The 16258-nt window shown below is 33.3% G+C and carries 17 protein-coding genes and 1 pseudogene; 2 read left to right on the top strand and 16 right to left on the bottom strand.

What is annotated here, in order from left to right:
- The first annotated feature begins 44 nt into the window (after nt 1-44).
- Entirely contained in the window at nt 45-1580 is a 1536-nt protein-coding gene (locus GQ47_RS13400; protein ID WP_035649214.1) for a YifB family Mg chelatase-like AAA ATPase, read from the top strand.
- A 57-nt stretch (nt 1581-1637) separates the two neighbouring features.
- On the opposite strand, the gene GQ47_RS13395 is transcribed toward GQ47_RS13400, so the two are convergent.
- The 12 genes from GQ47_RS13395 to GQ47_RS13340 form a co-directional block, all read right to left on the bottom strand.
- Complete coding sequence (locus GQ47_RS13395) at nt 1638-2507, bottom strand: alpha/beta hydrolase (RefSeq protein ID WP_035649212.1); 870 nt, start codon at nt 2505-2507, stop codon at nt 1638-1640.
- Nucleotides 2508-2591: 84 nt separating this feature from the next.
- Nucleotides 2592-3095, bottom strand: a complete 504-nt coding sequence (locus GQ47_RS13390; RefSeq protein WP_035649211.1) for an SRPBCC family protein — start codon at nt 3093-3095, stop codon at nt 2592-2594.
- A 47-nt stretch (nt 3096-3142) separates the two neighbouring features.
- Nucleotides 3143-3643: an SRPBCC family protein gene (locus tag GQ47_RS13385; protein WP_035649209.1), complete on the bottom strand. Its 501-nt coding sequence runs from the start codon at nt 3641-3643 to the stop codon at nt 3143-3145.
- On the bottom strand, nt 3633-3959 hold the full coding sequence (locus GQ47_RS13380; protein ID WP_035649207.1) for an ArsR/SmtB family transcription factor: 327 nt from the start codon (nt 3957-3959) through the stop codon (nt 3633-3635). The genes GQ47_RS13385 and GQ47_RS13380 overlap by 11 nt, the downstream gene beginning before the upstream one ends.
- 153 nt (nt 3960-4112) lie before the next feature.
- Entirely contained in the window at nt 4113-5300 is a 1188-nt protein-coding gene (locus GQ47_RS13375) for a hypothetical protein (RefSeq protein WP_035649205.1), read from the bottom strand.
- Between the two features lie 221 nt (nt 5301-5521).
- The gene (locus GQ47_RS13370; protein ID WP_035649203.1) at nt 5522-5887 is read right to left on the bottom strand and encodes a hypothetical protein; all 366 of its coding nucleotides are present in this window, start codon (nt 5885-5887) and stop codon (nt 5522-5524) included.
- Nucleotides 5888-5968: 81 nt separating this feature from the next.
- Entirely contained in the window at nt 5969-6436 is a 468-nt protein-coding gene (locus tag GQ47_RS13365; protein ID WP_035649201.1) for a hypothetical protein, read from the bottom strand.
- Nucleotides 6437-6559: 123 nt separating this feature from the next.
- A complete protein-coding gene (locus GQ47_RS13360) occupies nt 6560-7177 on the bottom strand; it encodes a hypothetical protein (RefSeq protein WP_035649199.1) in 618 nt (205 codons plus the stop codon).
- Between the two features lie 71 nt (nt 7178-7248).
- Nucleotides 7249-7614 carry a hypothetical protein gene (locus tag GQ47_RS13355; protein WP_035649197.1) on the bottom strand — a complete coding sequence of 122 codons (366 nt, stop codon included), beginning with the start codon at nt 7612-7614 and terminating at the stop codon, nt 7249-7251.
- 98 nt (nt 7615-7712) lie between these two features.
- A complete protein-coding gene (locus GQ47_RS13350) occupies nt 7713-8162 on the bottom strand; it encodes a hypothetical protein (RefSeq protein ID WP_035649474.1) in 450 nt (149 codons plus the stop codon).
- A 76-nt stretch (nt 8163-8238) separates the two neighbouring features.
- On the bottom strand, nt 8239-8598 hold the full coding sequence (locus tag GQ47_RS13345) for a hypothetical protein (RefSeq protein ID WP_035649195.1): 360 nt from the start codon (nt 8596-8598) through the stop codon (nt 8239-8241).
- 82 nt (nt 8599-8680) lie between these two features.
- On the bottom strand, nt 8681-9499 hold the full coding sequence (locus GQ47_RS13340) for an AraC family transcriptional regulator (protein ID WP_035649193.1): 819 nt from the start codon (nt 9497-9499) through the stop codon (nt 8681-8683).
- A gap of 100 nt (nt 9500-9599) precedes the next feature.
- Here GQ47_RS13340 and GQ47_RS13335 point away from each other — a divergent pair, with 100 nt between their 5' ends.
- Nucleotides 9600-10808 (top strand): MFS transporter, encoded by a 1209-nt coding sequence (locus GQ47_RS13335; protein WP_035649191.1) that lies wholly within the window; start codon nt 9600-9602, stop codon nt 10806-10808.
- A gap of 261 nt (nt 10809-11069) precedes the next feature.
- On the opposite strand, the gene GQ47_RS23700 is transcribed toward GQ47_RS13335, so the two are convergent.
- From GQ47_RS23700 to GQ47_RS13320, 4 genes and pseudogenes are all read right to left on the bottom strand, one after another.
- Entirely contained in the window at nt 11070-12125 is a 1056-nt protein-coding gene (locus tag GQ47_RS23700; RefSeq protein ID WP_202965019.1) for a hypothetical protein, read from the bottom strand.
- Between the two features lie 240 nt (nt 12126-12365).
- On the bottom strand, nt 12366-12647 hold the full coding sequence (locus GQ47_RS23695; RefSeq protein WP_202965018.1) for an ATP-binding protein: 282 nt from the start codon (nt 12645-12647) through the stop codon (nt 12366-12368).
- Between the two features lie 353 nt (nt 12648-13000).
- Nucleotides 13001-14227: pseudogene (lysA, locus tag GQ47_RS13325) on the bottom strand (diaminopimelate decarboxylase); the annotation flags it as partial.
- Nucleotides 14228-14751: 524 nt separating this feature from the next.
- On the bottom strand, nt 14752-16206 hold the full coding sequence (locus GQ47_RS13320; RefSeq protein WP_035649187.1) for a glutamate synthase subunit beta: 1455 nt from the start codon (nt 16204-16206) through the stop codon (nt 14752-14754).
- Nucleotides 16207-16258 lie beyond the last annotated feature (52 nt).

The following is a 16258-nucleotide window of genomic DNA, read 5'->3' as shown; positions in this document are numbered from 1 at the left end:
TTATTTTTTCATTAGTTTTAAAAACAATTAATGAAAGAATAATTATGTTAGTAAAAGTTTACGGAAGTGCCGTTTTTGGAGTAGAGGCAACCACGATTACGATGGAAGTCCATATGGATAAAGGAATTGGTTATCATTTAGTTGGGCTTCCGGATAATGCGATAAAAGAAAGCAGTTATCGAATTGCAGCCGCTTTAAAGAACAACGGATTGATGCTTCCGGGCAAAAAAATAACCATCAATATGGCGCCCGCCGACCTCAGAAAAGAAGGTTCAGCATACGATTTGCCTCTCGCAATGGGAATATTAATTGGTTCCGACCAAATAAAAGCGCCCGAAATCGAACAATATATTATTATGGGCGAACTTTCATTAGACGGAAGTTTGCAGCCTATTCGTGGCGCTTTGCCAATTGCTATAAAAGCAAAAGAAGAAGGTTATAAAGGATTTTTTCTCCCAATTCAAAACGTAAAAGAAGCAGCAATTGTGGCTGGATTAGATGTTTACGGTGTTTCGAATTTGCAGGAAATAATAGACTTTTTTGCCGGAAAAGATACGCTTCAACCAACAGTGATTGACACTCGTGCTGAATTTTATAAAAGTCTAGATTTCCCTGAATTTGATTTTTCAGATGTTAGAGGCCAGGAAAGCATTAAACGTTGTATGGAAATTGCGGCCGCGGGCGGTCATAATATTATTTTGATTGGTCCGCCCGGCGCAGGAAAAACAATGTTGGCAAAACGTGTTCCGAGTATATTGCCTCCAATGACTTTGCGTGAAGCACTAGAAACAACTAAAATTCACAGCGTTGCCGGAAAACTGAAAGAAGTCGGTTTAATGAATCAGCGACCATTTCGTAGTCCGCATCATACCATTTCAAACGTCGCTCTCGTCGGAGGAGGAAGTTATCCACAACCAGGCGAAATTTCAATGGCACATAATGGTGTTTTGTTTTTGGATGAATTGCCAGAATTTAAACGCGATGTTCTCGAAGTGATGCGTCAGCCGTTGGAAGATCGTGAAGTAACGATTTCCAGAGCTAAATTTACGGTCACTTATCCGTCGTCGTTTATGTTGGTGGCGAGTATGAATCCAAGCCCGAGTGGATTTTTTAATGATCCGAGTATGCCGAATACCTCATCACCGCACGAAATGCAGCGTTATATGAGCAAAATTTCAGGTCCGCTTTTAGACCGAATTGATATTCATATAGAAGTAACTCCTGTTCCGTTCGAAAAATTGGCAGACGAAAGAAAGGCAGAAAGCAGCGTCGAAATTCGTAAACGTGTTACAGCTGCTAGAGAAATTCAAACCAAAAGATTTGAAACGGTCGAAAATGTTCATTACAACGCTCAAATGAGCAGTAAACTTATTCGTGAATTTTGTGCTTTGGACGAACCTTCAAAAGAGTTACTGAAAACAGCAATGGAAAGATTAAATCTCTCTGCACGTGCTTATGATCGAATTTTAAAAGTTTCTAGAACTATTGCAGATTTGGATAATGCTCCAAATATCATTTCTTCACATATTGCAGAAGCAATTCAATATAGAAGTCTCGATAGGGAAGGTTGGTTGGGATAAAAAATTGTGAAATGTAGATCATTATGCTGATTTACATTTCACAATTTTAAATCTATTTTACTCCTTAACTATTGGATAAAAGAATTTGAAAGAATTTGCAACCGCGGGATGCAAGATCGTTCCGTGATTTTCTTCAGGGAAATAATCAAAATATATTTTGATGTTTTTATTTTTCGAAAACTTTATTTTTTCGGCCAATAAATTAGCATCCACCTCCATGACACGCGGAATGGCGGTTGGAGTTAGACCTTCTTTGCCTACTGCGATATAAATTTCAGTTTTTTGATTAAAGTTCTCTTTCAATATTTCAGAATCTGAATTTAGCAAAGAAGCATTATCCCACCATAAACTCGGACTAACGATAACGTATTTATTAAAAAGAGAAGGTTTTTTAAGTAAGATTTCCGTTTCCAATAGTCCGCCCAGAGATTGGCCAATAATCATTTTTGATTCAGTTGTCTTGTATTTTTTATCAATAAAAGGCTGTAATTCTTTTTCGATAAAAGCAATAAATTTATCAGAATGTCCTGCTGTTGGAAAACGAGTTTTATCATTTTCTAAAGTAGTCGGAAATGTAAAATCTCTACGTCTGTCAACAGTTGCAATACCCACTACAATTGATTTTGGAACCTGATTGATCCATTCGAAACTATTAAATTGAACTAATCCAGAAATATGAATAAAGTCTTCATTGGCAGAACCGTCTAATAAGTAGATAACAGGATATTTTTTATCTGCGCTTGGATTGTAGCCTTCAGGAAGATAAATGTTTAAGATTCTTTTTTCTCCTAATTCTTTTGATTGAATTTCGTCAATAACACCTAAAACAAAAGGTTTGTTGGTTTCTGTAGTTTTAGATTTATTGTTTTGACTAAAAATTATTGTTGTGGAAAGAAATAAAAAAGTGAGAGTAAAAAACTTGTTCATTATAGAAGTAAAAATGATTTATAAAAAGACGAAAGTTACAATTTTTATTTTTTGAACTTTCGTCTTTTTATAAATTGAATAGATTTATTTTGCTTTCTCAGCAAAAATGGCATCCAATCCTTCCATTGCAATTGTAAAGCCTTCTTTGAAACCCATCTGAATAATCATTTCCAAATCAGAAAGTTTTTCGTGTTTGATGGCAATATCAACAAAAGTCGAACCGCCTTGCTCAGAAAAATTGACATCCCAGTCAGAACGAGGGAATTCTTTGTTTAAATTTCCTTCGCTGTCACTGAAAGCATCTAAATATTTAAAATTTGTCTTCGGGCTGATTGAAGTAAAATCGGCAATTGCCCAATGTTCTTCGCCTTCAGGACCAACCATTGCATACAGTCGGCGTCCGCCTTCTTTAAATTCCATGCTTTTAGTTCGTGCCTTCCACGGAGCCGGCGCCCACCATTGATCCAGAATTTCGGCTTCCGTCCACGCCGACCAAACAGCTGACAATGATGCATTAAATTCACGTTTTACATTTACGGTACTCGTTTCTTTATCTACAGTAAAATTCATTAAAAGATTTGATTTCATAATATTGATTTTAAATGTATTAGTATTTGATTTTGTTCAAAGCATTTTTATTTGCCTGCTTCAAGAATTTTGTCCAAGATTTTAAGCGTGCTTGTAAATCCTTCTTTGAATCCCATTTCTACGACTTTTTCTAATTCGGCCAGACTATCTCGTTTTATTACAATATCAACAACAGTCAAATCGCCTTCTTCAGAAAACGTAACATCCCAATATGAACTTCCCATATTTGGAACCGGATTTGCATCAGCATCGCAAAAAGTAGAAGAATGTTTGAAATTTGTTTTTGGAGAAATGGAAGAATAATCAAAAAAACTCCAACGTTCCTGACCATCTGGCCCAACCATGGCGTATAATCTGCGTCCGCCTTCCTTGAATTCCATGCTTTTTGTTTTGGATTTGAAGGGAGCCGGCGCCCACCATTGATCTAATATCTCAACCTCTGTCCAGGCTGCCCAAACGTTTGACAATGACGCATTGAATTCGCGTTTTATAATTACGGCTATATTTTCCTTATCTATGGAAAAATTCATTGTAAGATCAGATTTCATTTTCTTTAGATTTTAAATTTAATAATACTTGATCCAATTGACTGAAACGACTTTCCCAGATTTTCTTGAATTGTTCCATCCATTGATCAACTTCTTTCATTTTGTCAATTTTGAGCTGATAATAAATTTCTCTGCCCAGTTTTTTTTCTTCCAATAAATCACATTCGTTTAAAACTTTAATGTGTTTAGAAACTGCTTGTCTCGTAGTTTTAAATTGTTCTGCAATTGCATTTGGCGTTAATGCAGTTGAAGAAATCAAAACTAAAATTGCTCTTCGCGTCGGATCGGCAATTGCCTGAAAAATATCTCGTTTCATTTTTAAAATAGAATTACGCAACTAATAAGTTGCAAATATACGCAACTTTTTGGTTGCGCAATTCAAAAAAGCATATTTTTTTTAAAGAAAAGAACTTAAACAAAAAAAGACGCATTAAAAATGCGCCTTTTTCTTTATAATCGTGTTATATAATTACCGTCTAAATTTATTCTTTATAATGATGTCTTTTAGTTTGGCTTTCAAGTCTTCGCCCGTGTCATAAACCATTTGTTCGTTATTCGGAAACAAAACCGCACGTTTATTGAAGTTTCCAAGATAATTGTCATCGCATGCATTTTTATCGCCTTTATAAGTCGAATATATATTCTCAAAAACAAATTCACTGCTAATTGGAAATGTTTGAACCAGCTGATTCGATTTCAAATCGACGTAGTCAACTTTTGCAGTGACCTGGCACGATTTGAATTGTCTAAATTCGTAGACAGTTGCGCGAAGAATTTTAAAATTATCTACTTTAACTTCCTTTCCGAGACTGTCTTTTACAGGTTTTCCTCGGCTGTCCAAAAGTGTTTTTACGCCATCTTTTACCTGTCTTTCTTTAGTAAATTTCTTTTCTTTGATTTGTTCAGGCGAAATATAAATATCTCTAAAATTAATAATCAGGCTGTAATCGTATTTTACATTTTTTTGTCTGGCACTATGATAAACCGTCCATTTGTCGTTTAATCCATAAGTTTTAAAATCCAATAAATCGTCCTGAAGCATTTTTGGGATTACCATATTGGTTTCATTTTTGGCATAAACATCTACAAAATCAGTTCCTTTAAACTGAGCATCGTCCATCAGTTTTTTTGCATTTTTGTAATTCGGATTTAAACTTTCCAAATAGGCAAAATCATCGTAAGCTTTTCTGAAATCCATTTTGTTATTTGATTTCAAAAGAGCAGAAGCGTTCTCATACAGATATTTTGAAAGTGCGTTTTTGCTGTTTACAATTTCATTCGAATAATTGTCAAACGGAAAAAGAGCGTTTCTTCCCTGCTTTAATAATTTCAAAGGCAAAATAGGTCTGATTTTTTCCTGACGGTTATTTAGTTGTATATAAGTATTGTAGATGCGTTCAGTATTTGCGGGATTATTTTCTTTGTTGAGCATTTCAAGATTACGCAAGTCTCTATCTTTCGCTTTAGCAAAAGCCTCTTCGAGCAGATACACATAATCCTGTTTTCCTTTTGAATCTTTATTCGTTCTTAAAGCTTCAACCGCACGGTCAATTGCGCCGTCGTAATTACCGTCGCTTATCAGAGCTTGGGTTGTTTTTACACCGCACGAAGAAAAGGCTAAAAATAATATAGAAAATAGAAAAGTAATTTTTTGCATGTTGTATTTTTTGAAGGTGTAAATATATCTTTTTAACTTTCAACAACTATGCCTTTTTTTAGATTTTTTAAGGAGCAGAAAACAAGGTTTTCATAAGAATGTTTAGTCCCGCTGTCCGCTATATCTTTTGTGGTGAACCCCACCACAAAAGGATGTCGCTTCCATCGGGGCTAGATGAGAAGTTTTGTTTTTTTTCGAGTAATTAAGAAAACAATCGTGATTTAGTCACTTACTTTTTTATACTCAAAAGTACCCACTTCAGGATTTGAGATACTGCGTTTTTCGCTGTCAAAAGAATTAATCTTAAAAACAACCGGCAAAATAACAGAAACGATCGTCAACTGAGAATTGTCGCTTGATAATTTCCATTTTGCTTTATGAGATTCATCGCCAATTACACTTTCGAAATCGCCATTTTCTCTAAAAATCTGAAAAACCTGATCTGTTTTAAAGCGTTTTTGAATATCTTTTTCTTTACCGTTTTTCGTCCATTTTACTAATTGCCATTTTCCAATTAATTCTTTAGAAGTTTGAGCCGTTGCAGATAATCCGATTAAAAATACAAATGCTAAAAATATTTTTCTCATAACTAAAGTTTTAAAGTTGAATTTTAAAATTAAGGTTTTCTGTTGATTTGAAAGAAAATTAAAAGTTAAGTCTTTATTTTTTTAGTTTGATAATAGCTTTTTAATCAAAACAATTTGTCCTAGATGATAATAACTGTGCTCAATCATACAATCAATATTTTTTCTGTAAGTGCCGTATTTTACATCAACAAAACCTTCGTCTAGTTTTTCATCAGGCATTTCTTCCACCAAAGAAGCAAATTCTTCAGCTGCATCCCAAAATTTATTTAGAAAGATTTCCCATTCCTGTTGAGATTGAATAGGAGGAAAGTCAAAACTGAATTTGTCTTTTATATCCAAAGTTCCGCCTTTAAAAACCTGATTTATTCCGCTAATGTAGTAATGAATATGCTGCGCTAGAATTGCAATGGTATTTAAGTTTTGAAGCGGAGCAACGGCAATTTTCCAATCCAGATTTTCGAGTTGATCTTTATAATTAGTGTTGGCAACCCAGGTTCCATTTAAAATAATCTCTCTGAACCGATTTGCAATTTCTGAAGTATTTTTCATAGCCAAATAAAATTTTCGTTACAAATGTTTATAAGCTAATTTAAGAAATTACGTTTATAAAATTCTGTTGCCAAGGTAGATTTGTGCTCTGAATTGCAGTATGTATTTTAAATGGGCAGATTTTTATCTGATTTCAATCCAATCCGTTTTTATATCGATTCTTTTTGGTTCTGAAGGTATTTCGAGTTCAGAGTATTCTCCAATTTGGTTATTTTCATTGGTCATAAAAATAAATTGCAGATTGTTTTTTTGATCTTGTATAAATTCCCAATCCATCATTATATCTTGATTAACTTTAATATCCGGATATTTTTGTTGTATTTCAGCAATAGTAGATTCTGGATGCAAACCGTTGTTCATTTTTAGGTTTTTGCTTAAAGCAGCGATTGCTAAAATTTCATCCGAATCTCTTTTCGGAATTAATGCTATAACAGGTTGGTTTTTTAAAGAATAAATATAGGTAAATCCGCCTCCGTCAAAACCAAAATCGTAAGCTTCAGCTTTTGTTTTAGTCAATTGGTTTAAGAATTTTTCAGCATCACTAATAAGCATTCCTATTTTTATTTCTCCAATTTTCCCTTTTGAGATTATAAACTTTTGAAAATCAAAAACACTACTTTTTTTTGTTTGAATTTTGAATTCCTGAACTCGTTTATTCCATGTTTCAACTTGCTTTTCCTTTTTGTCTTTGCATGAAAATTGAAACAGGATTAGCAATATTAAGAACGATTTTAGTTTCATTATTTACTTTTTTCGTGGAAAGTGGATTTTAAAAAATATAAAAAAGTGAAGCTAGAGCGAATTGAAAAAAATTATTTTCTCATTCTAATTTTCACCTGATAAACAATTTCCCAAAAAATAATAGCAAAAACAGCATTAGCAAGTATAGCCGTTTTAACCTGATACGGATCGTATTTGAAAAGCAAATGCAAATTTGTAAACTTCAAAGCCAGGAATAACGCCAATGATGCAATCGCCACAGCGTAGATTACATTCAATAAAGGTTTCCATTTTAAAGCTATAAAAGCATAAATAATATTGAAGACCGCATAACCGAATCCTAAAGTTACAAAAGGATCAGTTTTTAATTTTTCGCCAATCTTTAAAATAATCGGTGTAGAAATTAGATATAAAAAGAAAAGTATTGAATAAGAAAGAATTCGTATTTGTGGTTTCATTTTTTATTATTTAAGATGAAGTTTTGCACTTGCAAAAGTAATTCGAAAAGATGAATTCTAAATGAAGTTAATTTACTCTTTAAATGTTTTTCGATGTTTTACGGCAACAGTTTTTCTATTTTTTCTTCTGATTTTTCCTTTAAAAGACTATCCGGGCGGAAACTCCAAATGATTAGAAATTTTCCTTTTACAAGATATTCTTCAGGATGTTCGTCTGTTGGCTGACCGTCTTTTCCCCAAAGTAATCCTTGCAGAAATCGATCGCCCTTGAAAACGTGATCAAATTCAAAATACATAATAGAGCCACGATCGCCTTTGCTTCTAAAATTCTGAATCGCTTTGCTTTTTACTGTTCCAACAATATTGCTGTAGGTTTCAATGTCGTTGTAAAAAGTGCAGGCTTGAGGCGTAATACAAATATTGCCGTCGTTAAAAGTATAAGCTTTTGGAATTTCTTTTGGTTTTAACTTTAAATCCGCAATAGTTTGGCTGAATAAATTGGTTGAAAGCAATAGAAATAAAGCTGACAGAGAAATCGTAATTTTCATAGTTTTGGGGTTTTGATTTGGTAAGCTAAAATAGTTTTTTAAAGAATTAAACTTTAATTTGATATAGATAAAAATATTATTTTTTATCTTCAAACTCATAATCAGAAAATTCAATAATTCTTTTTCCAACATTTGTATTAATTTCAAATTTCTGTCTTATAAATTCTACTTTAATGTTATCTGGCGGAGTTTCTACTACTCTGGAGAATTGCCCCAGATCATTTATATTCCATATTTGTGGAATTCGACCTAAAGGGATGATTATTTCTTCGACCTGATAAAAAACAACTTTATTAAACTTCAAATATCTTTCTTCAAACAAGTTATTTCCAAAATCATACGGAAACATTAAATTAAAAGTTATGGTTTGTTTTTGCGGATTTTCTATGACTTCTTCAATTGTGCTAGCCATTAATCTGTTGCCTATTATATCCATTTTTTAATTTGTTTTTATTCCTATTTTAAAGTTATGTGAGTGAGCGGTTATTTTTAGCAAAGTTGTTTTAAATATGTATGCTTTAAGCCGATATTTTATCCGAATCATTTTCATCTTCTAAAATATAATTAGAAGGCGTTTTTCCTAAATGCTTTTTGAACATAAAAATGAAAGCGCTGGCTGTTTCATAACCTAAATCTAGCGCGATTTCTTTTATGGATTGTTTTTCGCCCAATCTTTTTATAGCTTCAAGTAATTTTAGGCGAGTCCGCCAATCGCTGAAATTCATTCCCAATTCTTTTATGAATAAACGCGATAAAGTTCGGCTACTCATAAACGAAAGTTCAGCATAATGATCAATGGTGTTTTTACTCGCGACGTCACTCATTAAAAGTTCGACAACTTTTTGCAGTCTTTCATTATTTGTGGTTGGTAAAAAAGTGGCACTTGGTACAATCTGTGCAAGTTCGTCCAGAAAAACAGCAATGATTCTTAATTGCGAATCGGTTAGATTTCCGTTTGTTCCAAAAGAAATAATTTTGAAAACCAGCTGTTTCAAAAACATCGGGATATCAAAAGAAAAACTGTTTGTTGGCAATCCCTTAGTTGCAGATGGATCGATAAAAACGCTGTAATAATTAACGTCTTTCTGAAAAGTAACCTGATGTTCAACACCGCTCGGAAGCCACAATCCCTGCAACGGGTTCACCACCCAAATATGATTACCAACCACAACATGCATTACACCGCGCGTAGCATAAATAAGTTGCGCTCTGGGATGCGAATGCGAAATACACATTTCATTGTTTACCGTTTCGGTATAACCTATAACAGGTATCGATGGATCAACTTGGTATCCATAATCCTGTGCCATTCGATATGTCCGAATCTGATTATTCATTGTCCAAATATAGCAATTTTGACATTGTAAATTATTTCAATTTTGTAAAAAAATAATACAGCTGTTATTTTTAAAATGAAGATTAACCTAAAAACAACTCATGGAAACCGTTAAAGTACAACCAGAAGTAATTAAAAAAACAACGTATTCAATACTTTTTATAATCAGCTTTTCACATTTAATTAATGACCTTTTACAAGCTGTAGTTCCGTCAATTTATCCGCTTATTAAAGAAAATTTCGGACTGAGTTTTACTCAAATCGGAATTATCACTTTTACCTATCAAATCGTCGCTTCAATTTTACAGCCGTTTGTGGGAATGTATACCGATAAGAATTCAAAACCCTATTCGCTTATTATTGGAATGTGTTTCACTATGACCGGATTGTTTCTGGTTTCGATTGCTTCAAGTTTTACTTTTCTATTGTTATCAGTAAGTTTAATCGGAATTGGGTCTTCGATTTTTCATCCAGAATCTTCGAGAGTTGCACATTTGGCTTCGGGCGGAAAAAAAGGATTGGCGCAATCTATTTTTCAATTGGGAGGAAATGCCGGAAGTGCAATCGGACCTTTATTAGCTGCTTTTATTATCATTCCGCACGGGCAAAGTTATGTCGCATGGTTTTGTATTATCGCTTTAGTCGGAATTTTTGCTTTGTACAAAATCGCGCTTTGGTACACGGAACATTTATCTGAAAGAAATGCCAATAAAGCCGCACATAAAATCGAAACCCATCATTTATCTAAAAACAGAGTTATTGCTTCGTTGATCATCTTATTGGTTTTGATTTTTTCTAAATACTTTTATATGAGCAGTATTACGAGTTATTATACGTTCTTTTTAATTGATAAATTCCATATTTCGATTCAGCAATCACAAGTTTATTTGTTTTTGTTTTCTGGAGCTGTCGCAGCGGGAACTTTGATTGGAGGACCAATTGGTGACCGAATTGGAAGAAAATATGTAATCTGGGTTTCAATTCTTGGAGTTGCGCCATTTACACTGATGTTGCCTTATGTAGATTTATTTTGGGTCGGAACTTTATCTGTAATCATCGGATTGATTCTTTCTTCTGCTTTCTCTGCAATTCTGGTTTACGCAACCGAATTATTGCCAGGAAAAGTGGGTTTAGTAGCCGGTCTTTTCTTCGGATTTGCCTTCGGAATGGGAGGTTTAGGTTCAGCAGTTCTAGGAAAAATAGCCGATGCAACAAGTATAGAATATGTTTTTAAAATTTGTGCGTTTCTGCCTTTGATTGGGATTATTACTGGGTTCTTGCCGAATATTGAGGGGAGGAAGAAAATTTAATTGCGTCCCAGCTTTAGCAGGATGAGAAAATGATAAAAGAGTTTAAGGCTTTAGCCAAATTGTAGGTAATTTGGCTAAAGCCTTTTTTAATCTTTACATATTCCTCCAGTTAAAACTGGAGGCAATTTATAAAAAACTTTGTGTTCTTTTTATGCTAGAGCGAGCGTCTCGATCGTGGCTATAAAGTATTTGTGTTCTTTATTTTCTCAGTTTTTGTTCACGAGCGGGACGTTAAAGTCTAAAGGATAATTTCAGTTGTAATTATTCTAAAACTTTTTTTAGATCTATGACGTAAATTGGTTTTACAAATCCAGATAAAATTAAAATATGTGTTGAGTTTGGAATGATCTTATTGTTTTCAGATAAACTTGAAGTAGTAATTTGTTCTAAATTAATTCCTCTATTACTCATAGCTTGATCATCTTCTTCAGAAACATTCCAACATACTACACAATCTATCTCGTCAAAAAGTTTTTGTTCATCATTAAAATCTTTCAATATATTTTTTAACTTAGATTTAATTTCAAATACAATTTTTTTATTTCCCCATTTTGCATATAAATCATATTTATTTCTATACCCAGAAACGTATGGTTCAATGTCTTTAATTAATCCATTTCCGATACATTCATAAAAAATTGCTGAAACACTTGCTTCTTGATCCTTTGGTGTTTTAATAAATTTACTCTTTGTACTATTAAGATTAATCAACTTTTCAATGTCTGCAAAAATTTCTTCTTTATCCCATTCGCTATTTAAAGTTATCTCGCCAGACACATATTTGGTTATGTAATTCAAATAATTATTGAAAATTTCACGAGAGTAATGTTTGTAAATTTTACTTGTCATACCATGAATTGATTTTCTTCCGATATCAAATTTTAGATGCCTGTCTTCAAATAATATGAAAATATTTGACCAATATCCTGCATATCCTGTATTTGGATGTTCAAGGGAGATTCCTGTTGGCATTCCTTTTACAGATGTAAATATTCCTTGAGAAAATTTTGCATAATGAAATTCATCAAGCCATTCATCTTTATTCAAATCTTCCTCTTCACATAAATTATTGTTTATTGATAAATCATTCCAAACTTTTCTTTTAGGTACAAAACAGGTAATGTAATTGATAATTCTTCCGTTATGAGAAAAATTTCCTTTTTTATATATGATTTTATCTTTAAGTTTTCTTCTTTTATCATAATCTGTTCTATCTGCATCTTCAGCAAATTTGATAAACTCATCTAAATCTATTTTTGAATTTTCATCTAATTTTTCATAAACTAGCCAAAATTTGTTAGGAAGTATTTCTTCCATCTCTTTTCCATTTTGATCTTTATGTTTTATGATAATTTCAATTTCTGGCTCCTTTTCGTTCCAAATTGAATTAGTATTTCCTAGTGCTGTCTTTGTTCTTAGGACATATTTTAATTGCTCAAATGATAAATTAAAAATTGGAGAATCCCTAATTTCATTTAATTGAATGATTGTTCCGTGTATTTTTTCAACTGGAGATTCCGTTATTAAATGTATAGGGTCAGTAGAAACGCTGTTTTTCTAATTATTGGCATCTTTTATACATCCGACAAGTGTTCCTTTCTGATTTCCACTAGTTATTTTGAAATCGTTACATGAAAATAAAACAAAAGTTAATCCAACACCTTTTTCACCAATACTATCTTCGTCATTTTCTTTATTTGTGGAAAACGGAGCTAATAAAATAGGTAGCATTTCAGGATCTATACCACTACCATTATCTTCAATTTTTATTGATTTAGATAATGAGTTAATATCAATTTTGATAATTCCTTTTTCTGGCTTTTTTTTTTCGTATTGCATCAACAGAATTTTGACATAATTCTGCTAATATATCCCAATCATTATTGTAGCTATCGTCAACATCTTTTATACTTTTTCTAATTTCTCTATTACTGGGTTTTAGAAATTCTATCATTTATTTTTTATTTTATAATTAACTTTTCTATTAGATGCTCATCAATATAAAAATCTTGAAGTTTATTTTCATATAGGTTAAATTCTTTTGCTATAGCTAAAGTAATATTTTTGTCTTACAAAATTTTTGATAAAAAAAATACTTTCAAAAATTTGTTGAGGAAAATGTTTTTTATAATCAAAAAAATCCCGCCTCAATTAAGAAACGGGATTAAATAGATATTCTCTTTTTTTTTATTTTAAACTGTTGCAGCAATTTCTTGTGGCAACGGAATTTGATTTTTAAGTAAATCTTCAAAAGTTTCAGCTTGGCGAATTAAGATTCCTTGACCGTTCATCCATAAAACTTCGGCTGGTTTGTATCTTGAATTGTAATTCGAAGACATGGAGAAACAATATGCTCCAGCATTTCTGAAAGATAAAATGTCACCTTCAGTAATTTCTTGAATTCTGCGGTTGTTTGCAAAAGTATCTGTTTCGCAAATGTATCCTACAACTGAGTAAAAACGCTCTTTTCCTTTTGGGTTTGAGATGTTTTCGATATGGTGTGAAGATCCGTACAACATTGGACGAATTAAGTGGTTGAAACCACTGTCAACTCCAGCGAAAACTGTTGATGTTGTTTGTTTTACTACGTTTACTTTTACTAAGAAATGACCTGCTTCGCTCACCAAGAATTTTCCTGGTTCAAAAATCAAAGTTAAATCTCTTCCGTATTCTGTACAGAAAGCGTTGAATCTTTTTGATAATTTTTTACCTAATTCTTCGATGTCTGTTTCGATATCGTCTTTTTTGTAAGGTACTTTGAATCCGCTTCCGAAATCTAAGAATTGTAAGTCTTTGAAATGTTTAGCAGTATCAAATAAGATTTCAGCAGCATACAAGAATACTTCGATATCTAAGATATCAGATCCTGTGTGCATGTGAATGCCGACAATGCTCATTTTTGTGTTCTCCACAATTCGCAAGATATGCGGAATCTGGTGAACAGAAATTCCGAATTTACTATCGATATGTCCAACAGAAATGTTAGCGTTTCCGCCCGCCATTACGTGTGGATTGATACGAATACATACCGGAATATGTGGATGTTTTGTTCCGAATTGCTCTAAAATAGATAAATTGTCGATATTGATTTGTACACCCATTGCGGCAACTTCTTCGATTTCTTCAAGAGAAACTCCGTTTGGTGTAAAGAAAATTCTTTCGGGTTCATAGCCAGCATGAAGCCCTAACTGAACTTCCTGAATTGATACAGTATCTAAACCAGACCCCATGTTCTTTAATAACTGAAGAATCGCAACGTTTGACAATGCCTTCATGGCGTAATTAACTCTCAAGTTTTCTACCTTAGAGAAAGCTTTAGTTAACCTGTTGTACTGAGATTGGATTTTTTCGGCATCATAAACATATAATGGACTTCCAAATTGGTCTGCTAACTGCAGTAAATCTTTTGCTTGCATTTTTAAATCATTTTGGGCAAAGTTATTACACTTTTGAGTAACTGCAAATTAATTGTAGAAAAATAACAAATTGTAACAAATTGTTTGTTTTTAAACAAAAAGTTGCTTGTTTTCGAATTTTGTAACGTATTACTAGGTTCAAAGGGACTGAGAGACAAAGATACAAAGGTTTTTTGCCACGAATTCACGAATTTAACTTATTCTTGAATGCTGTTGAAATTATTTTTCCGCCACGACCCGAGCGATAGCGAACTGGCGAAGCAATTCACGAATTATTCTAATTTTTTATTTTAAACTAATTCCTGAAACCTATTGGCAATGTTTAGAATGTAATTCGTGAATTGCTTCGCCAGTTCGCTATCGCTCGGGTCGTGGCGGAAAAAAATTATAGAAAAAAACAAAACCCCTGAATATAAATTCAAGGGTTTATTAGTAGTTATGTTGTTTATCGGAATAAAGATTAAATAAAATGCTAAGAAAAAAAACTTAGAATCTTAGAACCTTAGCATCTTAGAGTCTTAAAAAAATTATAGACTTGGTAAATCTCCTTTTCCTTTAGTAGGCAAGTTTGTAGATCCCATAAGGAATAAATCTACTTCTCTTGCTGCTTCGCGACCTTCTGAAATAGCCCACACGATTAATGATTGTCCTCTTCTCATATCACCTGCTGTGAAAATGTGAGGTACGTTTGTCTGATAGTTATGCGCTTTGTAGTTGCTTCTCATATCAGTTTCGATTCCTAATTGCTCGCTTAATGTTTTCTCAGGACCTGTAAATCCAAGTGCCAATAAAGCTAAATCGCAAGGCCAGATTTTCTCAGAACCTTCTTTTTCGATTAGTTCTGGTCTGTTTCCTGGAGTCATTTTCCATTGAACCTCAACTGTTTTTAATCCAGTTAATTCGCCTTTATCATTAGAAATAAATTCTTTAGTGTTGATCAACCAGTTTCTGTCACATCCTTCTTCGTGAGAAGAAGATGTTTTCAACTGCAACGGCCAGAAAGGCCATGGAGTTGATTCGCTTCTTCCAACTGGAGGTTTTGGTAAAATCTCAAAGTTAGTTACTGATTTAGCTCCGTGTCTGTTTGAAGTTCCGATACAGTCAGAACCAGTATCTCCACCACCAATAACGATTACATCTTTACCAGTTGCTTTAACCTGATCCGGAATTGATTCTCCAAATAAAACTTTAGTTTGCTGTGTTAAGAAATCCATTGCCTGAACAACGCCTTTGCTTTCGATTCCTTTAGTTGGCAAGCTTCTTCTTTCAGTTGCTCCTCCGCATAAAACGATAGAATCGAATGCGTTTAATTCTTCAACGCTGAAGTTTACACCAACATTTACATTCGTTTTGAAAGTGATTCCTTCTGCTTCTAGAACCACTACACGACGGTCAATAATTCCTTTTTCTAATTTGAAATTTGGAATTCCGTAACGTAATAAACCTCCAATTGCATTGTCTCTTTCAAAAACAGTAACGGTGTGTCCGGCTCTGTTTAATTGCTGAGCAGCTGCAAGACCTGCAGGTCCAGAACCAATAACAGCAACTGTTTTTCCTGTTCTTGTTTTTGGTGGCTGAGGTTTGATCCATCCTTCAGCGAAACCTCTTTCAATGATGCTTTTTTCGATGTTTTCGATAGAAACGGGATCTTTGATGATTCCTAATACACATGATTTCTCACATGGAGCAGGGCATAAACGTCCTGTAAATTCTGGAAAGTTATTAGTAGATTGTAAAATCTCTAATGCACTCTGCCATTCTTCCTGATGCACCATATCGTTGAAGTCAGGAATTAAATTTCCTAACGGACAACCACTGTGGCAAAAAGGAATTCCACAGTCCATACATCTTGATCCTTGTTCTTTTAATTTATCTTTTGGTACCGGAATAGTAAATTCGTTGTAGTTCGAAACACGTTCTGCTACTGCTAAATTACTTTCATCGGCTCTGTTATATTCTTTAAATCCGCCTATTTTACCCATGACTTTTTAAATTAAATTCCAATTTCTTTAAATTCCAAATTCCAATCCTTCG

It is taken from the genome of Flavobacterium sp. ASV13, assembly GCF_000745775.1.
In the GTDB taxonomy this organism is placed as follows: Bacteria; Bacteroidota; Bacteroidia; order Flavobacteriales; family Flavobacteriaceae; genus Flavobacterium.
Note: the sequence above shows the minus strand (reverse complement) of the source record. Positions and strands in the feature narration are given on the sequence as shown.